Annotated in this window: 19 protein-coding genes; 13 read left to right on the top strand and 6 right to left on the bottom strand. The window is 54.1% G+C overall.

The features are described from left to right. Positions 1 to 80 precede the first annotated feature (80 nt). From CPAR_RS04730 to murB, 13 genes are all read left to right on the top strand, one after another. Entirely contained in the window at positions 81 to 1,160 is a 1,080-nt protein-coding gene (locus tag CPAR_RS04730; RefSeq protein ID WP_012502170.1) for an efflux RND transporter periplasmic adaptor subunit, read from the top strand. Continuing rightward, positions 1,157 to 4,276 carry an efflux RND transporter permease subunit gene (locus CPAR_RS04735; RefSeq protein WP_012502171.1) on the top strand — a complete coding sequence of 1,040 codons (3,120 nt, stop codon included), beginning with the start codon at positions 1,157 to 1,159 and terminating at the stop codon, positions 4,274 to 4,276. Before CPAR_RS04730 ends, CPAR_RS04735 begins: the two co-directional genes overlap by 4 nt. 138 nt (positions 4,277 to 4,414) lie before the next feature. Further along, positions 4,415 to 4,810, top strand: coding sequence for a DoxX-like family protein (locus CPAR_RS04740; protein ID WP_012502172.1), 396 nt, complete (start codon positions 4,415 to 4,417; stop codon positions 4,808 to 4,810). Positions 4,811 to 4,824: 14 nt separating this feature from the next. Next, positions 4,825 to 6,117: a hypothetical protein gene (locus tag CPAR_RS04745; protein WP_012502173.1), complete on the top strand. Its 1,293-nt coding sequence runs from the start codon at positions 4,825 to 4,827 to the stop codon at positions 6,115 to 6,117. 6 nt (positions 6,118 to 6,123) lie between these two features. Next, positions 6,124 to 7,416, top strand: coding sequence for a pentapeptide repeat-containing protein (locus CPAR_RS04750; RefSeq protein ID WP_012502174.1), 1,293 nt, complete (start codon positions 6,124 to 6,126; stop codon positions 7,414 to 7,416). A 42-nt stretch (positions 7,417 to 7,458) separates the two neighbouring features. Further along, complete coding sequence (locus CPAR_RS04755) at positions 7,459 to 8,325, top strand: glycosyltransferase family 2 protein (RefSeq protein ID WP_012502175.1); 867 nt, start codon at positions 7,459 to 7,461, stop codon at positions 8,323 to 8,325. Between the two features lie 46 nt (positions 8,326 to 8,371). Beyond that, entirely contained in the window at positions 8,372 to 8,698 is a 327-nt protein-coding gene (locus CPAR_RS11370) for an SDR family NAD(P)-dependent oxidoreductase (RefSeq protein WP_332130387.1), read from the top strand. Further along, complete coding sequence (locus CPAR_RS11375; RefSeq protein WP_332130388.1) at positions 8,695 to 9,129, top strand: SDR family NAD(P)-dependent oxidoreductase; 435 nt, start codon at positions 8,695 to 8,697, stop codon at positions 9,127 to 9,129. Before CPAR_RS11370 ends, CPAR_RS11375 begins: the two co-directional genes overlap by 4 nt. 202 nt (positions 9,130 to 9,331) lie before the next feature. Further along, on the top strand, positions 9,332 to 9,595 hold the full coding sequence (locus tag CPAR_RS04765) for a Nif11-like leader peptide family natural product precursor (RefSeq protein ID WP_012502176.1): 264 nt from the start codon (positions 9,332 to 9,334) through the stop codon (positions 9,593 to 9,595). A gap of 71 nt (positions 9,596 to 9,666) precedes the next feature. Next, a complete protein-coding gene (locus tag CPAR_RS04770; protein ID WP_012502177.1) occupies positions 9,667 to 10,917 on the top strand; it encodes a hypothetical protein in 1,251 nt (416 codons plus the stop codon). Between the two features lie 107 nt (positions 10,918 to 11,024). After that, positions 11,025 to 13,691: a cation-translocating P-type ATPase gene (locus CPAR_RS04775; protein WP_012502178.1), complete on the top strand. Its 2,667-nt coding sequence runs from the start codon at positions 11,025 to 11,027 to the stop codon at positions 13,689 to 13,691. A gap of 134 nt (positions 13,692 to 13,825) precedes the next feature. Further along, a complete protein-coding gene (locus CPAR_RS04780) occupies positions 13,826 to 14,059 on the top strand; it encodes a hypothetical protein (RefSeq protein ID WP_012502179.1) in 234 nt (77 codons plus the stop codon). Positions 14,060 to 14,226: 167 nt separating this feature from the next. Further along, complete coding sequence (murB, locus tag CPAR_RS04785; protein WP_012502180.1) at positions 14,227 to 15,816, top strand: UDP-N-acetylmuramate dehydrogenase; 1,590 nt, start codon at positions 14,227 to 14,229, stop codon at positions 15,814 to 15,816. Between the two features lie 103 nt (positions 15,817 to 15,919). On the opposite strand, the gene CPAR_RS10975 is transcribed toward murB, so the two are convergent. The 6 genes from CPAR_RS10975 to CPAR_RS04815 form a co-directional block, all read right to left on the bottom strand. After that, positions 15,920 to 16,696: a tetratricopeptide repeat protein gene (locus CPAR_RS10975; RefSeq protein WP_198002636.1), complete on the bottom strand. Its 777-nt coding sequence runs from the start codon at positions 16,694 to 16,696 to the stop codon at positions 15,920 to 15,922. A gap of 364 nt (positions 16,697 to 17,060) precedes the next feature. After that, positions 17,061 to 20,687, bottom strand: a complete 3,627-nt coding sequence (locus CPAR_RS04795; RefSeq protein WP_012502182.1) for a tubulin-like doman-containing protein — start codon at positions 20,685 to 20,687, stop codon at positions 17,061 to 17,063. Between the two features lie 34 nt (positions 20,688 to 20,721). Then, positions 20,722 to 21,123 (bottom strand): hypothetical protein, encoded by a 402-nt coding sequence (locus CPAR_RS10615; RefSeq protein WP_012502183.1) that lies wholly within the window; start codon positions 21,121 to 21,123, stop codon positions 20,722 to 20,724. 43 nt (positions 21,124 to 21,166) lie between these two features. Then, a complete protein-coding gene (locus tag CPAR_RS04805) occupies positions 21,167 to 22,585 on the bottom strand; it encodes a hypothetical protein (RefSeq protein WP_012502184.1) in 1,419 nt (472 codons plus the stop codon). A 77-nt stretch (positions 22,586 to 22,662) separates the two neighbouring features. After that, positions 22,663 to 24,228 (bottom strand): hypothetical protein, encoded by a 1,566-nt coding sequence (locus tag CPAR_RS04810; protein WP_156773372.1) that lies wholly within the window; start codon positions 24,226 to 24,228, stop codon positions 22,663 to 22,665. A gap of 75 nt (positions 24,229 to 24,303) precedes the next feature. Then, positions 24,304 to 25,020, bottom strand: a complete 717-nt coding sequence (locus CPAR_RS04815) for a hypothetical protein (protein WP_012502186.1) — start codon at positions 25,018 to 25,020, stop codon at positions 24,304 to 24,306. Positions 25,021 to 25,221: the final 201 nt, after the last annotated feature.

Raw genomic sequence — 25,221 nt, forward strand, 5'->3', positions numbered from 1 at the left:
ACAAAGTTCTGTTTGAGGACGTGGAGCAAAGTGTTTCGGCATTCTTTGCCTGCTTTGTCCACCAAGTCTATTTTTCTCCTATGAAGCATCGTAACCGAATCATCGCTGTCGTGCTGCTGCTGGCGGTAGCTGTGTTGGCTTTTCTGGCTTTGAATAAAAAGCCGAAGCCGACAACCCCATCTTCTGAAAGCGAGCGGGTTTCGGCGATGAGCATCGCCGTGAGCGTCGAACCGGCAACGTTGGCTTCGGTGCGCGACAGCCTTTCCGTGGTTGCGCTGGTCGATGCGTGGCGGGACGTCGATCTTCACGCTGAGACCTCCGGTATTGTTCGCAAGGTAAACGTCGAGGTGGGCGAGAGGCTCAAGGCCGGTCAGCCGCTTTTCAATGTCGATGACGAGGTCGCGGCCTCGGCTCTGCGCAAAGCCCGGGTGAACCGCGAGCTGGCGTACCGCGATTTCGAACGCTACGAGCGGCTTCACAAGGAAGGCGCGGTGTCTGAATCTAGCTTCGAGGCGATGAGGCTCAAGTTCGCTGACGCGGAAGCCGATCTGGTTGCTGCCCGCCGCCGTCTTGAGGATACGGCGATCAAAGCGCCGTTTGCGGGCGTCGTTACGTCAAAACTTGTCGAGGTGGGCGACCTTGTGCAGCCGGGCGCGAAGGTGGCTAACATGGTCGATCTCTCGAAGCTCAAAATTCGCTCTTCGATTCCTGAAAAACAGGTCTCACTGGTCACCGAGGGTATGCCGGTGCAGATTACGACGGACGTTTGGCCGGGCAAGGTGTTCGAGGCCCGTGTGCTGTCGGTCAGCGCCAAATCGTCGCGCGATCACACCTACGAAGTAGAGTCGGTCATGCCCAATCCGCTGAAAACCCCGTTCCGCGCAGGGATGTTTGCCCGCACGGCCTTTGTCGGCAAACAGTCGCGAGAAGCTCTGCTCATCCCGCGTCAGGCGCTTGTCGGCAGCGCATCCGAGGCCGCGGTGTTCGTTGTTCGCGATGGCAAGGCGAAGCTCACGAAGCTCGTTGCCGGAGCCGAATACGGCACGCAGATTGAAGTGGTCCAGGGGCTTGCACCGGGCGACAAGGTGGTGGTGAGCGGCCAGAGCGATCTGGACGACGGCTCGCCGGTCGCCGTCACCGGTCCGGAGGAGGCGCGGTGAACGGTTCCCTGACTGCGCTCGCCATCCGGCGTCCGACGCTGGTGGCGGTGTTGTTTTCGGTGATCGCCATTCTCGGCTTCTTCAGCTACCGGCAGCTCCAGTACGAGCTGTTGCCGCGCATGAGCACGCCGTACGTCACCGTCACCACCATCTACGCGGGCGCGTCGCCGGACGAAATCGAGACCTCGATCACCATGAAGGTCGAAGAGGCGGTTTCGTCCATCGAAAAAATTTCCTCTATCAACTCCTCCTCCAGTGAAGGTCTGTCGCTGGTCACCATCGAATTCGACAGCGATGCCGACATCGACCTCGCCCTGCAGGATGTGCAGCGCAAGGTGAACGAAACGCGCGACGATCTTCCGGATGGGGCGAAGGAGCCGGTGGTGTCGCGCTTCGCCATCGACGAGATGCCTGTTTTGCGCATCGGCGCGACCTCAAACCTCTCCGATACCGACTTTTATCAGTTTCTCAAGGATGACGTCAAACCCGCGCTGTCGAACATTTCAGGCGTCGGGCAGGTGGCCATTCAGGGTGGGCGCGAGCGGGAGATTCGAGTCAACATCGATCTCGACCGCCTCGAAAGCCTCGGCATGACGGTCGGCGATCTGCTGGATGCAGTCCGCAAGGCGAACCTCGATTTTCCGGCCGGGTCGGTCGAAGCGCCCGACCGAAAGTACGTTGTGCGCATGGCGGGAAAGTTCACGAGTCTCGACCAGATGCGAAACCTCGTGGTGCGTGACGGCGGGTCAGCCGGGCAGGTGCGCCTGCGAGACGTGGCCGAGGTGCAGGATACCTACCGCGACATCAAAACGCTGACGCGCATCAATGGCCGAAACGCCGTGGGTATTCTCGTGGTCAAACAGACCGACGCCAACACGGTTGAAGTGTGCCGCCTGGCGCGAGAGAAGCTCGCCGAGCTGGAACAGCGCTACGCCGGTAAGGGTCTGCACTTCGTGATCGGGCAGGACGCCTCGACCTTCACCGTTGATGCGGTCAACGCCGTGCAGCACGACCTTTTGCTTGCGATTCTGCTGGTTGCCGTCGTTATGCTGCTCTTCCTGCACAGCCTGCGCAACTCGCTCATCGTGATGGTTTCGATTCCGACTTCGCTCGTTTCGACCTTCATCGGGATGTACCTGTTCGATTTTTCGCTCAACCTGATGACGTTGCTGTCGCTGTCGCTGGTGATCGGTATTCTGGTGGATGACTCGATTGTGGTGCTGGAGAACATCTACCGCCACCTCGAACAGGGCGAAGCGCCGCGTGAAGCAGCGCTGGTGGGACGGAATGAGATCGGCTTTACGGCGGTTGCGATTACGCTGGTTGACGTGGTGGTGTTCCTGCCGCTCTCGCTGCTCAGCGGGCTGGTTGGCGACATCCTGCGCGAGTTCGCCGTGGTGATGGTGATTTCGACGCTGGTGAGCCTCTTTGTCTCCTTTACGGTGACGCCGCTGCTCGCCTCGCGCTTCTCCAAAGTCGAGCAGCTTTCCGAATCGTCTCTCGGGGGGCGCATCGCTCTTGGCTTCGAGCGCTGGTACGAGCGTGGGCGCGACTGGTATCTGCGCCTGCTTGGCTGGGGTTTGCAGCACCCGGTGAAGGTCGTCGTGACCGCCGTATTGCTGCTCGTCTCCTCGCTGGCGCTGGTGGTTTCCGGTAGAATCGGCGGTGAATTCATCGAGGTGTCGGATCGCGGCGACTTTTCGATCATGCTCGAACTGGAGCCTGGCACGAGTCTGCGTCAGACCGATCGCTTTGTCCGAACGGTCGAGCGACGCCTCCGGAGCTATCCCGAAGTCGATAAAATCTTCGCTGTTACCGGCACTTCGAACGAAGGGTTCCTCGGCCAATCTTCTGACCACGTGGCCGAACTCAACGTTCAGTTGACGCCCAAGGATAAGCGTACGCGTTCGACCGACCAGCTCATGCAGCTTGTCCGCGAGGAGCTGGCCGGAACGCCGGGGCTGAAGGTGAGTGTCAACCCTATCGGCATCTTCGGCACGGCCAACGAAACGCCGGTTACGGTGATTCTGAGCGGCCCGTCGCGGAGCGAGGTTGCGCGTGTGGCCAATGCGCTGCAGGACAGCCTCAAAACGATTCGCGGCACAGCCGATGTTCGGCTGAGTTCGCAGCCTGGAATGCCCGAGATGCGCGTTGAGGTTGACCGCGAGCAGATGGCAGCCTTCGGGCTTAATCTCGCCGAGGTGGGGTCGGCCATGCGCATCGGTTTCGAGGGGGACGACACGAACAAGTATCGTGAAGAGGGCGACGAGTACGACATTCGCCTCATTCTCGACGAGCGCTTCCGCAAGCGCACCGGCAGTATCGGCGACCTCTCGTTCCGCACGCCGGCCGGTGATCTGGTGCGTCTCGGTCAGTTCGCCCGCCTTGAACAGTCGCGCGGCTACGCCCTGCTGCAACGCCACAACCGCAACGAATCGGTCTGGGTCAAGGCGCAGGTGGTGGGCCGTCCGGTCGGCGCAATCGGGCAGGAGATCGAGCGAGTCATTACCAACATGAAGCAGCAGGGGATCATGCCTGCCAGCGTCACTCGCGAATACCAGGCCGACCTCAAACGGCAGGGGGAGTCCAACGTCAGCCTGCTCTACGCTTTCATTGTGGCAATCCTTTTTGTCTATCTCATCATGGTTGCGCTCTACGACTCATGGCTCTGGCCTGGCGTGGTCATGTTCTCCATTCCGCTCGCCATCATCGGCGCGCTCTGGGCGCTGGCGCTGTTAGGCAAATCGCTCAGCATTTTCACCATTCTCGGCATTATCATGCTCGTCGGTCTCGTCGGTAAGAACGCGATTCTGCTGGTGGACTTCATCAACAAGTTCCGGGAGGAAGGACTTGAGCTTATTCCCGCCATCACCGAAGCCGGGCGCGAACGCCTGCGCCCCATCCTTATGACGACGCTCACCCTTATTTTTGGACTCATGCCTATCGCTCTGTCCGGCAGCTCCGGCTCCGAATGGAAATCCGGTCTCGCCGTAGCCCTCGTCGGCGGCCTGTCGAGCTCAATGTTTCTCACGCTGCTGGTAATCCCGGTGGTGTACGTCTGGTTCGACAGGGTGAAGAATTTAGTTGCCGCAAAACTCGGGAGAATCGGGAGGTGAAGTGGAGGTTAATCGTTGTGAGGCTCCGCTGAAATCTGTCGCTTCTGTTGAGCACTTTCAATGTGCCAATTGCGTTGGGGTTGGTGTATTTTGCCTGCAAGTCCTTATCTTCCAATCTCAATCCGAGAATTTTTTATCATGATGAATTTTTTTGCCTCTCAGCCGCTGGTGGTGCTTATCTGCCGGGTTGCTCTTGCTTTTGTTTGGCTCTATCAGGGCGCCGTGCCGAAGCTGGTGTGCCCGAGTCCGGTCGAGTTGGGGCTGCTTTCACATCTGGGCCCGCTGTTCGGTTTTATGTGCTCGGTCATGGGATACGGTGAGATAGCGTTCGGGATTCTGCTGTTGTTGACCCCATGGCGCTGGCCGTTTCTCTTGAACATTGCGGCCATGCTGAGCCTGTTTGGCTTTGTCGCGTGGCATGAACCGCATCTGTTGGCCGAAGCGTTCAATCCGGTGACGCTCAATGTGACGGTCATAGCCCTTTCTGTTATAGCTTACCGTGAGATGCGCAAATCCGTGGTGAGCACTCAATGAAATCAGAACGATCCATGACTCCTGTGACTTCAGAACCTTCGCTTCGCGGAATCACCAGAACCTTTCTTGCCGTTTCGGTCATTATCATCTCCGTTGCCGTGCTTGTCGGCGGTTTGGGGGTGTTGACGGACAATGCGTTCCTGCTCAAGGTGCATCCCTATATCTTTTTTGTTGGATTCGGAAACCTCGCCATTCTGCTCTTCAACCGCTACCTGACCTCGGCAATCTATCCTGAGCTAAGGATTAATCCGGCGCGTCAGCGTGTGTTTATCGGCCTTGTGCTGCTGGCGCTGGTGATGGTTTCTGTCGCGGTGGCGTTCGAGCTGCCGTTGCTGAAAGCTGCTGCGGGTCTCATGCTGATGGGTGTGGTGGTTGTGCCGCTTTACGAAATTCTGACCACGCTTTCCGTCTCGAAGATCTGGAACGAGGTATCGGTGCGCTACTACATTTTCGACGTCGTGTTCCTCCTGAACGCCAACCTCGGTCTGTTCACCTTGGGTCTGAAAGAGGCGTTTCCCGATAACGGCATCATTCCGTTCTTCGTGACGCAGTCCTCCTATTTCCTCGGCTCCTCCTTCCCGCTGAGCATCAGTGTGATGGGCTTTCTCTACACCTATGCCTGGCGGAAATCATCGAAAAAAGAGCTGGCCAAGCAGCTCTTCAGCCTCTGGTTTTACCTCTTCGTCGGCGGTGTGCTCTACTTCCTGATCGTCATCCTTTTGGGCGATTACCTCGGCATGATGCTTATCAGCCACATTCTGACCTTCGGCGTGATGGCGCTGCTCTACACCTTCGGGGTGTTCCTGCGCAACTATTTCCGTAACAACTTTGCCCATCCAGCGCTGGCGTTCCTGCTCGGCGGGCTGGCGTTTCTGTTCGCCACCAGCGCGTTCGGTATTCTGAATATCTACTACGCAAAGGGGATTCTGTTCGGCAGCTATCCGCCGATTCGTGGCGACAAGATGTGGATTTACCACTCCCACACCCACTCGGCGCTGCTGGGCTGGATCACCCTGTCGTTCACCGGGATGATCTACATTGTGCTGCCTGCGATCCAAAAGTTGGGTTCGCTCGACCTTTTGCATTCGGGTGATCCGCTGGACCAGTTGCTTGACGAGCATACCATGAACCGTGCGTTCGTGCAACTTGCGCTTATGCTGGTTTCAGGCACCGTGATTATCGTGAGCTTCTTCACCGGCTCTGACCTTGCGCTGGGCTTCGGCGGGGTGGTGTATGCTTTCGCGGCTCTGTACCTGTTACGCAACCTTTTCCACGATCCGGTCTTCGAGACTGGTGATAACCAATAACCTCCGATGACACCGTCACGTTACCGTTCCCTTGTCCTTGCCGCTTCTGCGACACTCGTGCTGACCAGCAGCCCGCAGCCGGTTTGCGCTGCCGATGCCCGGCAGGAAGCTGTGCTGCGCGAGGGCAGCTCCGAGTGGAACGAGATGCGAAAGGCTCAGCCGTCTGTGCCGGTTGATCTTTCCGAGGCGAAGCTGAAAGGTCGTCGTTTGCGCGAGGTCGATCTCAGCAAGGCCAAGCTTGTCGGAGCTGATCTGAGCCAGTCCGATTTAGGTGGTTCCGATTTCAGCGACGCTGATCTGCACGGCGCGATGCTGGACGAGGCGTATCTGGGGGGAAGCAGAATGGCGGGAGCCGATCTTTCAGGTGCATCCTTTGAACGCGCTTCGGCAGCGGAGGCCGATTTCAGCCGGGCAAAGATGCCTTCGAGCGTGCTTCGGCGCTCCGAGTTGACCGGCGCTCGATTCGCGGGGGCCGATCTTCGCGGAGCCGATCTTCGTGAGTCGAGAATGGAACATGCCGACCTCAGCCATGCCGACCTCCGGGCAGCCAATTTCTGGCTGGCGAGCACCAGCGGGGTCAATTTCAACGGGGCGCTGATTTCCGACGAAACCGTGCTGCCGAACGGTAAGCCCGGTTCAGTGAAGTGGGCTGCCGAGCACGGCGTCGTGTTCATGCCGGTTTCAAAACCGGTTGCAGCGCCGAACAAAGCCGCCACTTCTTCCGTTGCAGCCTCATCGAAAGAAATGGCAGGCTCGTCGGCAACAGCTCCAGCATCAGCACCTCTCGCCGGGAAGCCAGCGCCGCAAGGCATGTCGCCAGAGCAGCCGCTTGCCGCCACGCTCAAGCCGCTTCGCGCATGGCGACCCGATCCTGAATCGATTGCTTATGACGCCGATCAGTACGAGCAGCTCAAATCGAATGTCACGAAATGGAACCGGATGAGGGAAGAGCAACCGAGCCTCAAGGTTATGCTCCGGGAAGCGCCGCTTGCCAACCGGGTACTGGCCTATGCCGATCTGCATGAGGCTGATCTGGAAAAGGCGTCCTTCAAGCGCACCGATCTGGATGAAGCCGATTTTCGCGGCGCCAATCTCCGGGGCGCTGACCTGCGTTCGGCCAATCTCCAGCAGGTCGATTTCCGCCAGGCCGATCTCCGGGGGGCGAATTTGTGGCTTGCCAATACCAGCCGCTCAAAATTTGACGGGGCGATTGTTTCGCCGGAAACGGTGCTCGATAATGGAAAGAAAGCCACCAGGGCCTGGGCTGATGAACATGCCGCCCGATTCACCGAAGAGTAGTTGCCAACGAGGTAGCGATGTTTTGCAGAAGGAGGATTTTTTATGGTACGAAGCGCTTCGCCGCTGGTTACGGTCACCATACCGATGTACAACAATGAGCGCTATATCGCAGAAACGATCGAGTCTGTTCTTGCGCAGACGATGCCCGATTTCGAACTGCTGATCTATGACGATCATTCGACCGACCGTTCGCTTGAGATAGCTCAGTCTTACGACGACCGTCGGATCAGCGTTTTTACCAGCGAGAAAAACCTTGGCCCGGAGGCTAACTGGAACCGCTCAATCAGCGATGTGCGGGGGCGGTACGTCAAGCTGCTCTGCGCGGACGATCTGCTGTTCCCGGAGTGCCTTGAAAAGCAGTGTGCAGCCTACGAGCTTTCGGGTCAGGAGAAGGTGAGCCTGGTCTCGTCGTCGCGAACCATCATCGACCATGAGGGCAACCCGCTCATCAACAAAGTCAGTTTCCTCGATGATGGCCTGAAAAGCCCTTCGGATGTTGTCAGAAAAATGGTGCGTACAGGCACTAATATCATCGGCGAGCCGGTCTGCGGGCTCTATCCATCCAGCCTGATCGCTTCGACCAACGGCTATAGCGCACGCATTCCGTATACTACCGATCTCGATTTCTGGGTACAGTTGTTGCGGCTCGGCAATCTCTGGATGATCGACGAAGCGCTCTGCGCGTTTCGGATTTCCGGCCGCTCGTGGTCGTCCAGAATAGGATCGATGCGCCATGAGCAGTTTGTTGAATTCATGAACGAGGTTGCCCTCGACGAGCAGTTTCAGGTCAACGAGCTCGATCTGTTTATCGGCCGCTTCAACTCTGCGGTGCAGTCCATGACCAGCCTTATGGGCTTTAAACTGTTCGCCGGATCGGCAAGTCAGAAACGGGTGATTCCGGTAACGTAACCAGACTTGCCCGCAAAAACCCGCTAACCATTATTTCATTCAAGCTATGAGACTGGAAGGCAAGGTCGCCATCGTGACCGGGGCGGCAGGGGGAATCGGCAGCGCCACGGCGCGCTGCTTCGCTCGTGAGGGCGCAACGGTGGTGATGGTGGATATCGACGGCGACGGTTGTCACCGCATGCTTGATGAGATTGTCGGGCTGGGCGGAAAGGCTCGTTGTTATCCTGCCGATCTGACTTCCGAACCCGAGGTCGTCGGGTTGTTCGAGGAGGTTCGGCGTGAGTACGGACGCTTGGATATTCTGGTCAATATAGCCGGGGGGATTGCCAGCCGGGTGCGCCCGTCGAGGAGATCGATCCAGAACTTGCCATGAAGAATTTCGAGCTCAATCTGAAATCCACCATGCTCTGTTGCCGTGAAGCGGTTAAAATCATGAAGCCGCAATCTTATGGCCGGATCGTCAATATGAGCTCGCTGGTGTATCGCGGGAGCCCGGGCCAGTTCAGTTACGCAGCCTCGAAAGGGGGGATCTTCTCGTTCACCCGCTCGCTTGCCCTGACGCTTGGGGCGCATAATATCACAGCCAATGCGCTTGCGCCCGCTCTGGTCGAGGTGGAGGTCTTTGTTCGCGCACTTGGCCCGGAACGGTGGGCAGCTCTCGCCAAAGCGTCAGCAGAACGCTATCCATTAGGCCGGATCGCTACGCCCGATGATGTGGCCAGAGCGGCACTCTTTTTCGCTTCGGACGATGCGGCGTTCATTACCGGCCAGATCCTCGAAATTTCCGGCGGCGCAAGACTGTAAGCAGTTGATAATGGATAGTTGACAGTTGATAGTTTGAAGAGGAGGCGGTTACGTTGTCGTGTCAAATGAGTCGCCTGCGGCATGATCAACGATCCATTGCCAATTGTCAACTTTCCATTGTTTCCTGTCCGCCGATTGTTCATATTTAGTGTTAATAGTGTATTGTTCCCCTGATTCTTCAGTTAATTATTCCTCATTCATCATGTCACTTTCTTCAGCCAGAGCATTCCTTGACAAAATTATGGCAGACGATGAACTGCGTCTTCAGCTTGTGGACGATCTCCTGAAGTCAAGAATGGAGCTTATCAAAAAGGCAGGATTCGAGTTTACCGAGGAGGAACTCGATCATGCAAAATCGAACATGCCTCCCGGAGCGCTTGGCCATGAGGGTGGGTGGTTCTGCCAGGTGCTGCTTGACGAGCGTAACAAGCGCGGTGGCTATTGCGGTGGCGGCGTATGGCACTGAGGCCATTTGGTCCGTTCGGTTATACTTTCCAATCATGCGCGTGCAGTCGCGCTTAAACAGGAGGTCGGTTCATGTATCCGATTCAGATAGGCAATTACGATTTCAAAAGGCTTTACCTCTGGTTGCAGCATTCCGACAAGCTCCCGTTTTTCACGGAAATTGTCATCGAAGTGTTCTATCCGAACAACATGCAGGCCGACGGGCTAGTGATGTTCAACCATGGGTTTCTGATCGGTACCGACCTGTTATTTTATCCGAAGCAGTTCATCAGCAAGCTTACTAATCAGGATACGCCGCTTTTTCAGGTCAATCCCTCCTGGTACTACAACTACTCGCAGGCGGCTATCAACAACAACTGGGCCTTGGGCTTTGTGACCACCGCCCATTTGCAGTTCGACATGATGCCCTGGACCAATCTCGGCGGAAATCCGCGCGTCGGGCAGGCGGCGTATGCGGCCGCATCGTACCTCATCAAGTACGGCGCGACGCACAAGTACGACGATCACGAATCGGTCATGAAAGCGCGGTTCCTGCGTGCAGATGCCTCCAGCAACAACAGTATGCTCAACCGGGTCATCTTTGCGGGCCATTCGGTTGGCGGTGCTCATGCGCAGGTTGCTGCGACCGGGTTCGATGCCTTGCAGGAGATCGGAGCCCGGAACCTGATGCCGTTCGATCCCGTTTTCTACAACCGTGAGGTGACGCCCGATCACACGCTTCCGATGTCGAAGTGGGATGAATCGAGCCGGGCGCGTCCGATCGGTCTGCTTCAGCTTTCGCCGGTCGATGGCGCAGGAGGCAAGACCGTACCGTACCTTGCTCCTGGCATGAAGCCCTACCGTGAGCATCTGGCGAGCGTGGCCATGCCCAATCTGATGGTGACGGGCGCTTGCGACAGTGCATGCCTCGATCCGAAAAACTCCGATCCTCCGGCCTGGATCGATGTTGCTGACAGAAGCACCAGCCAGTACGCCCAGATGGCCTACGGTAGCAGCAATTCATGGGCTGCGACCTGCATGGTGGAGCGGGGAAGCCATTGCGGTTATCTCGCCCACCACAATGATCTCTGCACGCAGGCCGACAAGAAGAGCCTGTGCGATCCGTCGGTTACCCCCTACACGGCCAAGCAGGAGGAGTACCGTTTCAGCAATGAACTGCTCGATCAGTACATCGGCTTCGTTGCCGGCAAAGATCCTGCGAACTGCTCATTTGATACCTGGAAAAACGGCAGCCTGATGCAGTGGCTCAACAAGGAAAAGCCGGGAACCAGTGGCGTCAGCCTGAGGCAGTTCCCTGACGGCTACGTCCATTTTCCTAGCTGATGCTCACGGGAACGGCTGTAGCGTTCCAACGGTTGAAGCGATAGAGTTTGCACAAAAATGGCGGCTGTCAGTTTAACGACAGCCGCCCGCTCAATCGCCTTTTTCTTATGCCCGAAGCTGCCCACAGCATTTCCGTCGAGGCTGTTCTCAAACAGTTCAACACCTCTCCCCGCGGCCTCTCCGAAGAGGAGGCCTCCAGAAAGCTGGAGCAGTACGGTTTCAATCAGCTCGATACCGCACCACCGGTCAGCCCCTGGAAGCTGCTCGTGCAGCAGTTCGCCAACGTGCTGATTATCACCCTCCTTGTCGCCACGGTTCTCTCCGCATTTCTCGGCCACGGCATCGAAGCGATCGCTATCGCGGTGATTGTGCTGTTCGCCGTACTGCTCGGGTTCATTCAGGAGTATCGGGCCGAAAAGTCCATCGAGGCGTTGCGTCGCATGGCTGCTCCGGCGTCGCGCGTCATCCGGGATGGGGTTGAAAAGCTGATCCCTTCGCAGGAGGTGGTTCCGGGCGACATTGTGGTGCTGGCGACTGGCGACCGCATTCCTGCCGACGCTCGCCTCGTCGAGGCGGTGAACCTCCGCACCGACGAGGCAGCGCTGACCGGCGAGTCCCTGCCGGCTGAAAAGGAGGCGTCTGCCATGTTGTCGCCCCAGACCTCGGTCGGCGATCGGCGCAACATGGTTTTTTCCGGAACTTCGGTGGTGTACGGCCGTGGGCTTGCCGTGGTGACCGCAACCGGGATGCAGACCGAGTTCGGGCGCATCGCCGGAATGCTTTCGCAGGTGAAGGTCGAAAAGACGCCGCTTCAGAAAAACCTCGACAAGGTAGGCGCGTCACTGGCGCGCGCTGCATTGGTGATCGTTGCGCTCATCGTTGCGCTCGGCATTTTCCGGGGCCAGCCGTTCATCGAAATCCTCATCTTCGGCATTGCGCTCGCCGTGGCCGTGGTGCCCGAAGCGCTTCCCGCCGTGGTCACCATCTCGCTCGCTCTCGGCGTGCAGCGCATGGTTAAACGTAACGCGCTCATGCGCCGCCTGCCTGCGGTTGAAACGCTCGGCAGCACCACCGTCATCTGCTCGGATAAAACCGGCACGCTGACCCGCGACGAAATGACCGTCCGTCGCCTCTATGCTGGTGCGATTTCTGCGACGGTGAGCGGATCGGGGTACAAGCCCGAAGGTGCCATCACTTCCGAGATTGGCGATGGCTCGCTTGCTCATCCGTTCAATGCGTTGCTCGAAGCGGGCGTGTTGTGCAATGACTCACATCTTGAAGAATCGGAGAAAGGGGAGTGGGGCATCACTGGAGACCCGACCGAAGCGGCGCTGATCGTGGCCGCCCGCAAGGCTGGTCTCGACGAAGCCGCGCTCCAGCAGCGTTACCCGCGCATCGACGAGGAGCCGTTCGATTCGGCAACGAAGCGTATGGTGACCGTGCATCGTTTCGGCGGCTCGACGTTTGCTGTGGTGAAGGGCGCTCCGGAGGTGATTCTGCCCTCATGCTCCGATTATCTCGATGCTTCAGGAGAGCTCAAGCCATTCGATTCAACGGTGAGGGAAGAGGCTGTCCGGCAAGCTGATTCGATGGGACAGGAGGCGCTTCGTGTGCTGGCTGTTGCGCGCAAAGAGAATGCGTCCATCAGCGACTTTTCGGATGGCCTGACCTTTCTCGGCTTGTTCGGCATGATCGATCCGCCGCGCAGCGAGGCCGCAGAAGCAGTCGAACGCTGCATCGCAGCCGGTATCCGACCGGTCATGATTACCGGCGACCATCCTGTCACCGCGCAGGCCGTAGCACGCGAATTGGGCATCCTGCGGAACGATAAGGTGGTGACTGGCGCGGAGCTCGAAGCGATGGATGACGAAGCGCTCAGCCAGGCTGCCGGAAGCGTGGCGGTCTTCGCCAGAGTCTCGCCCGAACACAAGCTCCGTCTCGTGCAGGCGTTGCAGCAGCGTGGCGAAGTGGTGGCCATGACTGGCGATGGCGTCAACGATGCGCCAGCGCTCAAACGGGCCGATATCGGCATTTCGATGGGCATTGCGGGCACCGACGTTTCGCGCGAGGCCTCGGCCATGACGCTGCTCGACGACAACTTCGCCACCATCGTGTCGGCCATCGAGGAGGGACGAGGCATCTACGACAACATCAAAAAGTACCTCACCTACCTGCTTTCCTCCAACATCGGCGAGCTGGGCCTCATGGCCGGAGCGACGCTGTTCGGTCTGCCGCTGCCCTTGACCGCCGTGCAGATTCTCTACGTCAACCTCGCTACCGACGGCCTTCCGGCACTGGCGCTTGCCGTCGATCCTGCCGACCACGACATCATGCGGCGCCCGCCGAATGACCAGAAGCGCGGTATCTTCACCCGCACGGTGATGGCCCTGATGCTGGCCGGCGGCATCTGGTCAACTGCTGTGAACCTGCTTTTGTTCCAATGGGCGCGTCACTCGGGCCGCAGCCTCGACGAAGCGATGACGATGACCTTCGTCTCTCTGGTGCTTATCCAGTTTTTCAAGGCCTATAACTTCCGCTCTGAACGAGAGCATGTGTTCACGAATCTCTTCTCGAACCGCTGGCTCAACCTGGCTATTGTCTGGGAGCTGGCCGTTCTTTTCGCCATCATCTACGTGCCCGCGCTCGCCGCGCCCTTCGGCACCTTCATGATGCCGTTTTCAGACTGGCTGATTGTGCTTGGCGGTGCGTTGACCGTGGTGCCGGTCATCGAACTGGTCAAATGGTTCATCCGAAAAGGGTGGATCGGGTCGTAACCAGCCGTTTGCAGGTACTTTTTCGTGTGATTTTTCTGACTTGTAGGTCACAATAGATGACTTTATGTATATTATCACCCGGCTTTTACTGACAACAGATTATTAACCCACCATTTATCCGGAGGAACTACCATATGCAGACCATTTACGCTGATGGAATCGCCAACATGCTTCTTGTCGATGGCGTTGTTCGCGTCGATCTTGTGAATGTCACCTCGGTCGAAAAAGACAAAGAGCCCAATGTTCGCCCGAACGCAACACTTGCCATGTCGTTGCCTGCTCTTATCCGTGTTCACGACCAGTTCGGCAAGATGATCGACAAAATGGTTAGCGATGGCATTCTCACCAAGAACCAGCAGCCGCAGTAACAAACGTATACTGGCTTAGAGATTTCAGGGACACCGAAGGCAACAACGAGGGATGTGTAACTGCACATCCTTCTGTTGGTTCCGGCGTCCTTTTCCTTTTTGTCTGAATCGTTCCTACCTTTGACTTTGTTGTCGATTGCGCCAATCCTCCCAAGTATTCAGGCCTTATGAACACCGCTCCATTTGCCTGCCCGTTCCGTGAACATGTTGATCTTTCGACGGTAGGCTACTACGCGATCGGCGGAGAGGCCAGATGGCTGCTTTTGCCTCGAACCGTTGCGGAACTTGCCGCCGCTCTTGCGCAGTGCCGTCAGCATGCGATTCCGGTGATCATTGCAGGAAAGGGCACCAACATGCTTTTTTCGGATGAGCATTTTCCGGGAGCGGTGATTTTGCTTGAATCGATGAAGCGCATCATCCAGCTTTCAGAAAGCCTCTTTTTCTGCGAAGCGGGGGCTGAGAATAGTGATGTCGCCCTGCGGCTCCAGCAGGCGGGGAGAACAGATGGAGAGTGGCTTTACCGGCTTCCAGGCACCATTGGCGCCACGGTGCGCATGAACGGGCGTTGCTACGGTCAAGAAGTTTCTGCTGTAACCCGGAGTGTGGTGACGGTCGGGCTTGACGGTACGGTTTGCTTTCGGGAAGGCTGCGAGGTGTTTCTCGGTTACAAGCACACCAGCCTGATGCAGAGTCCCGAGATCGTCGTCGGAGCGCTGCTCGAATTCGACAGCGAGGACGATCCAGAGGCGATCGGAAGGCGAATGCAGGAGTATTCGGATGACCGCGAGGCGAAGCACCAGTTTGATTATCCAAGCTGCGGCTCGACCTTCAAGAACAGCTATGAAGCCGGACAGCCGAGCGGGCAGATTTTCGACGCTCTCGGCTTCAGGCGGCGGCGCGAGGCTGGGGCGCAGGTTAGCGAGCACCACGCCAACTTCATCTTCAACACCGGCGGCGCGAAAGCTGTCGATGTACTTCGCCTTGCCGCAGCCATGCGCACCGCCGCCAGGGAGCAGGTTGGAGCTAATCTCGACCTCGAATTGCACTGCGCCGGCCTTTTCGAGATGGCGTTGCTCGACCAGTGCGGCATCGCCTCGACGCCAGAGCCATCACGCCCCGGTTACGGCTGGACTGGCCTCTTGCGCTTTCCGGATTTCGGGGCGGCGGTGTTCCCCCGAACGCTCCTCCACGGTCCGATGCTCGGTTACGCTTGTACCGATGCGGAATTTCCGTTCGGCATCACAGTGAGGGTCGAGCAGCTTGCGTCGCTCGAAGAGGCTCGGCGTGCGCCCGAAAAACCCTTTATCCGCTGGACGACTCGCGACGAGAGCGGCACAGCTTTTCCGCTTCGACCCGATGCTCCGGCAGGCGCATTCGTTGATCGCTTGTGGGCATTCAGCGTCTCGGAGCTTTTCATTGGTGGTAGAGATGGGGAAGGCTATCTCGAATTCGAGTTAACGCCCGAAGGCCACTGGGTAGCGCTTCGTTTCGACGCCCCGCGCCACCGCGCCGCCGGGCACGAAACGCCTTCGGAAGCGCTGTGGCTAGGCAAGGTGCAGCCGTTTGCTGGTGACCAAGGCTTCGGCATGGAGCTCAGTTACGAAATGCTCGAACCCTTTATTCGTGATGGTTCCTTGCACCTGCAATGCGCTGCTAGCCTCGGAGGCGGGCGCTACGGCCTGTTCCCGTGGTGGTGCGACGAAGGCAAGCCCGATTTCCACCAGCCAGGCCGGTTCTGCGAGTTGGCGTTGGCGTGAGTTCGTAGGGGCGGGTTTTACACCCGCCCATCAAATACAACAAATTCGCTCATGCGCAGAATATGAAGCGGCTTGTTTGCTTTCAGACCAGCACCATTCCGGCTCACCTGACTTCCCCAGTTACTGGATGCTCAAACTCGCGGTCTCTCTCTCTTTGACGGTTTTCGGCCATTGCCAGATACTGCCTAGCTGTATTGTTGCCGGGATCAAGCCGGAGCGCCTCATTCATTTTTTCAATAGTCAGCTCAAGCTGACCTTTGTTATAGTAGGCAATGCCTGTTCGTACATATTCGTTAATTCTTCTTAACGCATCATTACTCTGATCGATGTAACTCTGAGCAACCTGATTACCGGGGTCAAGCGTTAAAGCATCTCTCATATGTGCTTTTGATTGCTCGTATCGTTTTCTCTTGTAGGATGAAATCCCTTCAGAGATAGCATTGTCGATCTTTTGCTGCCGTTGCAATTCTGTGGAATTATCTGGCTTTATCTCGATTGAAGGCGGTGAGTATGGCGGTGATGTTACAAAAACCGCTGGTTGTTCTTTAACAGGTGCAGGAGGCGCCACTTCTGCCGGTGGTGCAGAAGGAGCTGGTTCTACGGCAGATGGAGGTACCGGAACCGGGTCTAGTGGCGTTGGCTGTTTGTCTGTAAAAAGACTTTTAACAAAAAGGAGGCCAATAATCATAGCGACAGCAATGCCAGCATTGCGTACGAATGGTGAGAGCGGCGGCGGTACAGGCTTCTGGCCCTCTTTATTCTTCCAACTATCATCTTCGTGTTTATGAGCTTCTGCCGTTTCATACTCCGGTAGATTTATCTCCAATTCCGAAGAGTTCAACTCTTGATTTTGAGGTATAAGCTCAGGCCTTGATGACACAACCTCAGGTATAGAGGGTGTAACTTTAGGTTCAGATACTTCTTCTGAGGGCTGAGGCCGCTGAGGCCGCTTAGGCTGCGGGGGCTCAGCCGGTAGTACAGGAGGCGCTGCTATAATCTCCTGTAGCTCTCCACAGAAAGGGCAATATTTCACAGGGCCGGAAATAGTTTGGCCACAGTGCTTACAGTTGAAGGGAAAATCGTTTTTCAACAGCATGAAATATCATCATTACAGGATTATGCACGTGTAACTGCAAATACTGATTTTTGTCTTTCCTGGCGCAACACCTGAATTTCACGCAGCGAAGCCGGATCGGACTGCATCAGTTCATACGCAGGTCTGATCCGGCCTCGCTGCTCTCCCCTCAGTCCAGCAGAGGCGGACCGTCATTGAGTGCCGGAGGCGTTTCAAAAAATACTGATAACTCGGGTACTTCACTGGCAGTCAACCAGCTCGGCATACCTTTCTTCCAGACCTTGGTCGTTTCTGTCAACTGGCCCATACTGATCATCTGGAGCAATTTTTCTTCCATGAACGGGCCTGCCGCATGGCCGTCCACAGCAACATGAAAACAGAGCTGCGGCCGTATGGGTTCCGGTTTGCTCACCTGTATTTCAGGTTCGGCTTCCTGTTTCCGACCAGTAAAAGACCAGCCATCATCAAAAACATCCAGTTGAAGCACTTTTTTTGCCATGCATTCCCTGAAGTTCACCTCGTATTCATAAACGTCTTTGACCGAACCGGGCAGCTCTGCAGTCCATTCATTCAGCTTGTCGCTCGCTTCCCGGCGAAGGCGTTCGGCGTTCGCGCTTCCCGCCTTGGCCTCCAGACGGCCAGCCCACTCCTCGACAAGTTTTTCACAAATCAATGTCGGAAACTGTTTTTTATCAACATCGGTACCATCAAGCCTGAGCGTTGCCACAGGATAGACAAAGTTCACATAATAGTCGAGCAGTGCGACAAGCATCGCCAGTTGCTCCAGAGATGAGAGCTTCTCGATATCCAGGGACACCTGCTCCGTAATGATGGAACGGTAAGCGTCCGGTATTCCCATAAGCCGCAGCTTTTTCTCATCTCCGATCGCCTGGGTCCTTCCCTTTTTCGACACGCTGTACAAACCCGCGTCCGCACCGTTTTCCGTTCTTCTCAACACGCCGAGAGCTACGGCAAGCACAAACAATTTGAAATCTTCAGCACGGTTAGCCAGTTCATCCAGAGTCAACTCTCTCGCATGGACAAACGTACTGGTGATCCGATGTGTATGCACCGGTATTTTATCCTCGCTTCTGTAACTGACATACCATTGGTCAAGCGACTTGATCGACGGAATGGGGAGCCCGGAAAGTTCGGTATAACAGATCAGCTTTCCTGGCGCGTCTATTTCGACGAATCCAACCTCTTTTCTGGTCATCATCGTAACAGTAGGCAACTTGCTCAAGAGTTGCTCTCCGTATTTCTCCCTGAATTTCGAAGAGTCTTTCACGCCGATGAAGCATTTGTACTGATCGTTAGGATTCTGCGGTTTCAGATATCCGTCAACTTTAGCCGCAATCCAGGGCATGGCACGCTGAAAAAAGTCAGAAAAAAGCATTGACAGATTCTGATGCTGATCCAAGGCGGCAAACAACGGATTCTCTTCATCCTGCATTTCATCGTCGCCGATAAGATCCAAGGCACGGTTCCTCAGCTTTCCCAAGAGTTCGGAACGCCCATCTTCATCTTTGAGCATTTTAAATAGCTCCTGAGTGCCGCCGAAATCTTCAAATGCTTCTTCCGCCCACTGACGGGCCTGGCTTGGCGGAAGCAACTCCAGTTCATCGATCTGGCTCTTCGGAGCGGGAAGAACGAAATACATGGCGTGATTCTGTTTCATCGCCTCGTTTGTCAGCGCGATCTGCTCTTCAGCACTTTCTATGATAGCGTTAACCAGACCCCGACCCTCTTGCAGCTCACCGATAAAGCCGCTCCAAACCGGTTCGCCATTTTCATCGGTACCCTGCTGCTTGCCGAGCGCCTCCGAAAGATCATGAATGAGTCTTGCTGCTTCCCTGCTGGCGGCAGCATAGAGGTGGTACCGAACGTAGAGTCTGACGGCATCGGATATTTGCTTGAGCTTCATCTCGGATTGAGACTGCGCTCCAAACAGCTGTCCTCTTGCTTGCTGGAGGTGGTCTTGCAGATTACGCGTTTCATCTTTTTGTAAAAATCCCGAAAGATCCTGAAACCAGTTTGCGTTCTCTTCAAGAACCCTGACAAGACCTGTGTTGGCGTTCTCCAGCCTGTCCTTGATCCTGCCGATTAGCTCTATGGTATAATCAAGTCCTCCCCGCTCCTTGTTGTCAACGCGCATCCACAGCGCCTTGATCAGACCATGCTCCCGATTCGGATCGAGCAGTTCGGCCAACAGCTCTCTTCTTCTCTTCTGGATAGCGTCTACATGCAATCCGCTGCCAGTCTCGACATCCTTGAAGGTGTCGTGATTGATGTTGGTAATGGCCTCTGAAATTTTTTCAGCCCATCCCTTGTAATTACCGCCTACGCGTATCTCCTCGAAACGATCCGCGATTCTCTTTTCGATATCATCGAATCGTGATATGCCATTGACCCTCAAAAGCTCGTTTACGATGGGATATGATGTTCGCTCTATCCCCTTTCTGTACATTTCGTTCTTGAGTGAAAAATCGTAATCGATAATTTCGTTTTCCACCGAAAGATGCATTCTCGAAGCCAGCAGTTCATCTCGTTCGCCATCGGTTGGCATGTTGCTTTTCGGATCGTCGAGTGCTATGCCAAAAAATGCCTTAAGCATTCCGTTGACCTGACGGTACAATACAACATTCTTTTTCTGCTCAAGCTGCGTATCGATGATTGCCTGCCCAAACGTTGAATAGGCACGGGAAAATGTGATGCTCATATCGCCATAGGTCTCCCTCGGCAACAGCATCTCATATGGTATGATTTTGTACTGATTCTGGTTGACCGATACTGAGCGTTTCCGATTGGCAAATACCGAGGTCGAATAATCCTCGAAAAGGGTATCGGCCACCATATCATAGAGATCCATGACTTCACCGGTCTTGGCTCCGGCAAGATTTGTCGTATCAATCAGATAGACGTCGCTATACGGTGAATTGGGCATGTTCCGGGGCACCTCGCCTGCGGCCCATTGTTTGATATAGCGAGATCCCTGACGCATGCAGGTTTCCAGTTCCATGAGTGCCGCATAGGTATTCGCCTCAGTACGGGTCAGGCCCGCCCCCTTGTAGCCGGATGGCAGCAGCAGCACAAGATTGGTCGTTACCCCCTGATTGGCTACATCGTTCCCGATGATGGTTGAGAGATATCCAAGATCAAGAAAACTTCCCGATCCGGTTCCACCAGCTGTAGACGCCACCACAACGATTTTCAATGCACCCGTCTGGACATTCAGACCCAGTCGCTTCTGGGCTGTTCCTGACTTGACATTGTCAAGAAGAGAGTCACATTTAGTTCTGATAGCCCCTTTGATCTCTTGATATTTATCAAAGAAAAACAGTCTTGAAAGCGCCCGTATCTGACCAGCACCCTTCTCAGGATCGATATTGAGTTCGTTTATGGTTTTTCTCGACAGCGGAAACCATTCGCGTATCAGCGGATAACAGTCAAGAGCCTCCTCGCTTTTTATGTACTGATTGAGGTCAAGCTTTTTAACCAGGCGTTCTGACTCTTTGAATTTTATTTTGTTCGACAGGATATCGTTTTTCTCCGCTTTTCCCTGTTCCGTCTCGAACGCGCTCAGGTCGATCTGCAGGAATTCCGCAAACGGGAATTCGGTCAGATTATCTATCCTGACAGCCTGACCGGTTCCTGAGCCCCACAGATTATTGATGATACGCCGTCTTATGCGCCATAAGACCTGAGCTCCAGTGCCACCAAGTGCGATGAACAGTGTCGGGACAACCTCCGTAAGAGTTACCTCCGTCTTTTTGCCAACTTTCAACTCTTCTACCATATTCGATTCTCTTTTAAAGATTCAAGCAGATATTTCACTTTTTGGCAGACATAACGACTGCAAGTACGAAACAAAGAATCATTGCTATTGATAACGGAATGACCACAAACATGGTCAGAAAAATCTTTCCGAAAAGAGCGACGCACAAAATGGCAGATGCAAAAAACAGCCCACCGAACAGTCCCCAGCCAGCCATAGCAGCATTATTCGGAGAGCGCTTCATGGCGGGGCCTACCAGATATCCAACAAAAGCGTTTCGGATGAAAAAAAACACAACAGACAGGATCAGGAGCAACCCGACCCCCATGAGCACCTCTTTGGTGCTCGGGCCGGTCAGCGCCTCGATGTCGCCTGAAATTTCTTGTAAACTTCCAAGCTCCGAACTATCCTGCCCCGATTTCACCGGAGGCAGTACCGATGCGTTCTTGTCTTCCATAGGTATACTCTTTTTGTATTGTTTTGCTGTTTTAAGTAAAAAATCACATTAACCGTATGGTACAATTGGCATCCTTGTCTTTGATGATTTGCGGCTGTCCGATGCCGCGCTTCAGCATTCCGACCCGTTTCCCGTTCGCGTCATTGATGACCTGTTCGTGAAACATTTTCAGGGCAAAGTTCTTCTGAACACCGTCGACTGAGACCTTGTAAACCGTTTCTCCCTGCAACATCATCATTCCGAAAACAGCACCGCCAAGAGCTATAAAGATGATACCCCCAAAAACGAATAGCGGCCATGAAGGATAGAAAACCTTCACCAAGACAGATTGCTCGGTCAGAGAATTTCTTGAACTTTCGCCAGGGCTGAAGATATCCGGCAAAGGGTCTCCCGGAAACAACTCTGACATCTGCTTGATAAATCCTTTTGAAATGGCAAGTTTCTGATCTGACACTTCGAATTTTATCTTGCCTGTCGTTGTGTAGCCGGATTTGAAAATCACATTTGGGCTCCATATAGATGGTATCGGCGGTACTGATATAGTTACTGTCAGTTGAGGGGATACATCGCCTGCCTTGATAGCCAATTTGTCGATCACATCGTTTTTTGTTTCGATCCCGTTGTTATCGTGGTTTAACCCAGATGATATAGCAACTTTGGCGGATTGAATATCGTATGGATAAAAATCGTTTCGCAACTGCCCGATAATCCGGGCTGCTTCAGGCCGTCGTGCCGCATTAAAGCTAAGCATTAGTGTTTTATTCCCAACAATACTGGCCTTGACACCTTTGCCTCCCTGAACCCTGAGTGGCATGAAGGTCACGGCGTCGGCGTTCAGCGGCTTGAGTCGAGCCACCCTTGCTCCGAACGGAACATTGCCTTTAAGCATTTTCTGCAAAAGTTGGTCGGCATCGTCGCCGTAGGCCATTGCGTAGATCATCAGGCCATTGGCAGTATAATTTCCCGTAACCCCTTTTACCGCCATTTGATAGGGAAATGCGACTATTCTTTTGATTTGATCGGAATTTTGCAGAAATGCATAAAACTCCTTGTTTTTCTCAATTGTCTCAGGGCTATTGTCCGGACTGTTTTTATTGTTCGTGATAATCCACAAAATACAGGGTTGACCAGCGGAGTACTGCGTGATCGCTCCGACGATAGCTTCCTTGAAATCCGTATCAGCATAGGTCGTTTTACCAGGCTTGCGAACCGGCATGATCGATTGTATTGCCGCATTAACCTTGTTCTGATCGCTTCCGTGATAAACCATTTTTGGAGACTTATTATCCTGGATGCTCTGATTGAAACTCGCCACAACCTGATCGGTTTGGCCGTATTTGGCAATTCTTTCAGCAATCACTATGCCGAGTTCTTTAAACTTGGATGAGCGATCCTCGTAAAATGGTAGCATCCAGCCCGAATTCTGTATCAGGTATATCTGCTTGACTGGCGTTTTGGCCATCAGCTGTACAGGTCGTGATATCGATGCAAGAACCAGTATCAAAGACAGCCTGGATATGTTACGGATAGCACCCACGATTATTTCTCCGTTATCTCGATTGGCCAGGAAAAGCAATGATTATTTTCAGGAAAATGCACGTAGAGCATCTTGTTATAGATAAATGCGCGTATTTCAGGCAGATGCGCAAGACTGATCCTGAAGGAGCTACCTTTTTCAGTTTTGACCGAACCGGAAAGCTCTTCTGCAAAAAGTGGTCGCTCAGGCACTCCGGCACCTTCCAGCACCAACCTGACTCTCGTACTCACTGGTAAATCCGTTTTATAGAAATGCTCGCTGAAGGCTCCCAATGCATCGCGGCCTGCCCATTGATCCACCTTCGCTAACAAAACCATCCCGTTTTCGCCGAATTGCAAAAGCGGATATCTCAACTCTTCCTGAGGGCGCGTGTTCGTATTAAGACCGTTGATATCATTCCAGTAATCATCGACCCATGAAAAACTGCTTCGGCCAGTGGTAACAAACTCGCCAAACTCGATCTTCTGGGAATCGACAACTTCGTCACCATCGATTTTGATAATTTTGTAGATCTCGCCGTCTCTAACTTCTTTGTCTTTATCTTTACACAGTTGCCAGAACCCCCCTTTCAAGCCATTCGTGCGATACGGAGGTCCAAGCTCGATCAGTGCCGTTGCAGGATATTCATCAGTTTCCCAAGCCCTGAACTTCCACTGAACGCTCGATGAAAATTCATCGACGATGACGCTCACGTAACCACCACGGCATGACCAGTACGCGGTCTTTTTTGCCGCATGGAGATAGGGAATACCGAGATAAGCCTGCTGGTCAGCACGTTGCGTCAACTGCGTCATGACCTCGACACGGTCTGACACCGAAGGACAATCAAGCCATTCTGATTCTCCTTCTTTTTTGTAAGCCATGGCGAAACAGCCATCCTTCTCAACAGGCGCAAAAATATACTCTGCGATCCGGATGGGGCCCCCGATCGATCTGCCCACATTTCGACTGACCTGGATACTGTTCGATGGCCAGTCAAACGTAACCCATAACGGTCCGTCATCTGTTGGCAGGCACAGCCCCGATTCAGCTTTGTCAGTTGCCATTGACCATGACCAACCTGGAAGCGAATCTTTGCCGACGCTGGCAGGAATGCGGCTCCATCGTTTTTCTTCATGGTTTCGATACACCCACAGCAGCCCCAAGTCACGCTGCAGCGCAAGAAGCATGCGCTGTTTGGCGCCGAGTTTCAGTGAACAGAAAGCAAAAATCCCGTCCCTTCCTGGCAACGGGAAAAGCTTTGCCTGATGATCTTTGGATATGCAAACGTCCTTGATAGTATGAGGATGATGGCTGACATCAGGGCCCTGCATGATTTTCAGGCCAGTGCCATCTCCGTAAGGAGGTAGCCAGAGATTGCAAGGCTCCTCTTCGAGACTGATTAATTTTGCCTGACAAAAAGGACAATACTGGAACTCAGGAGGATATTTCTGTCTGGCGCAATCAAGGCCGTTATCTGGATGAAGCTTTGCGCCCACCAGAAGTTCGATAGGCGCAACCTGAACGGGATCACAATTCTTTCCAAAAATGCTTTGTATGGTGAATCTCTTTTTAAGCTCATCCTGCACCCAGATTGTCTCCTTGAATCTCCACAACATCAGCTATAAAAGGATAATAATGGTTGATTTCAAACCTCTGCGTCTTTAGTTAACGGCGTAAAAATTCATAACGCCATCAACTTTCACAACCTGGATTTTACGCTGTACCTTGTATGGCTCTCTGCCTTCAATCTGAACTATTGCCGTGTGCGTGTAAATACCCTCTTTAGCGTTTCTTGGAAGCGTAAACTGAATACCTGCATCGACACCGCCACACTGCCTTCTCATCGTTCGTTTCATATCATTTGTCCGAGTTGTCAAGCCATCTGGATCAGTAAGTATGTTGATCTCAACAACATCAACCGCACTGAGATTACTATATTTCGGAATTTCCAACTGATACTTTGTTCCAAGCCACACTTGCTGCCCTCCTCTGAGCACCCTTAGCGGTCGATTGTTGGTGTCGGTAATAGTAGGGACTATACTTGTTACACGTGGAGGCATGCTGGCCGAAGATGGCTTTGCAAGCACTGGCTTCTCCCTGTAAATCTGGGCCGAAGACTTATACTCACGCGCCCTAATCTCTCCAACTATATATCCGACGATTAAACCTGCAGCAGCAGCCTTAATTCCAGTCCTCAACGCTTTATTAACGTCACCAGTTGCTAAATAACTAGCCAAAAAGCCCCCTAAGCCAGCTGCAGCGCCGGTCTTAACTGCAGTCTTGCCAGAATCTGGAGCTCCTGCCTGATTAGTAGCAGTACAGCCGGACATTGATACCAAATATGACAAAAGGGTGATAACTATAATGCTCTTTTTCATACCTGTATTTTTTGTATTTATAATTCTTCACTCTTAAAATCCGTAATCAAAAAACGCACTTTTTTGTTGATCATTATATTCGCGGAACACTTTTTGATATTAATTTAAATAACATATCAAAAAGTAAAAAGAGTAATACTCTCGGAAATAAAAAAAGAATACTCTTGTCGTTGCAAAAGGAATACTAAATATGTTTTTTCC

The sequence above is a fragment of the Chlorobaculum parvum NCIB 8327 genome, assembly GCF_000020505.1.
Classification (GTDB): Bacteria; Bacteroidota; Chlorobiia; order Chlorobiales; family Chlorobiaceae; genus Chlorobaculum; species Chlorobaculum parvum_A.

Bases quoted from the DNA above. Each gene is read 5' to 3' on its own strand.
- CPAR_RS04730 (WP_012502170.1), top strand. From the start codon at position 81: ATGAAGCATCGTAACCGAATCATCGCTGTCGTGCTGCTGCTGGCGGTA.
- CPAR_RS04740 (WP_012502172.1), top strand. From the start codon at position 4,415: ATGATGAATTTTTTTGCCTCTCAGCCGCTGGTGGTGCTTATCTGCCGG.
- CPAR_RS04745 (WP_012502173.1), top strand. From the start codon at position 4,825: ATGACTCCTGTGACTTCAGAACCTTCGCTTCGCGGAATCACCAGAACC.
- CPAR_RS04750 (WP_012502174.1), top strand. From the start codon at position 6,124: ATGACACCGTCACGTTACCGTTCCCTTGTCCTTGCCGCTTCTGCGACA.
- CPAR_RS04755 (WP_012502175.1), top strand. From the start codon at position 7,459: ATGGTACGAAGCGCTTCGCCGCTGGTTACGGTCACCATACCGATGTAC.
- CPAR_RS11370 (WP_332130387.1), top strand. From the start codon at position 8,372: ATGAGACTGGAAGGCAAGGTCGCCATCGTGACCGGGGCGGCAGGGGGA.
- CPAR_RS11375 (WP_332130388.1), top strand. From the start codon at position 8,695: ATGAAGAATTTCGAGCTCAATCTGAAATCCACCATGCTCTGTTGCCGT.
- CPAR_RS04765 (WP_012502176.1), top strand. From the start codon at position 9,332: ATGTCACTTTCTTCAGCCAGAGCATTCCTTGACAAAATTATGGCAGAC.
- CPAR_RS04770 (WP_012502177.1), top strand. From the start codon at position 9,667: ATGTATCCGATTCAGATAGGCAATTACGATTTCAAAAGGCTTTACCTC.
- CPAR_RS04775 (WP_012502178.1), top strand. From the start codon at position 11,025: ATGCCCGAAGCTGCCCACAGCATTTCCGTCGAGGCTGTTCTCAAACAG.
- CPAR_RS04780 (WP_012502179.1), top strand. From the start codon at position 13,826: ATGCAGACCATTTACGCTGATGGAATCGCCAACATGCTTCTTGTCGAT.
- murB (WP_012502180.1), top strand. From the start codon at position 14,227: ATGAACACCGCTCCATTTGCCTGCCCGTTCCGTGAACATGTTGATCTT.
- CPAR_RS04795 (WP_012502182.1), bottom strand. From the start codon at position 20,687: ATGGTAGAAGAGTTGAAAGTTGGCAAAAAGACGGAGGTAACTCTTACG.
- CPAR_RS10615 (WP_012502183.1), bottom strand. From the start codon at position 21,123: ATGGAAGACAAGAACGCATCGGTACTGCCTCCGGTGAAATCGGGGCAG.
- CPAR_RS04805 (WP_012502184.1), bottom strand. From the start codon at position 22,585: ATGGCCAAAACGCCAGTCAAGCAGATATACCTGATACAGAATTCGGGC.
- CPAR_RS04815 (WP_012502186.1), bottom strand. From the start codon at position 25,020: ATGAAAAAGAGCATTATAGTTATCACCCTTTTGTCATATTTGGTATCA.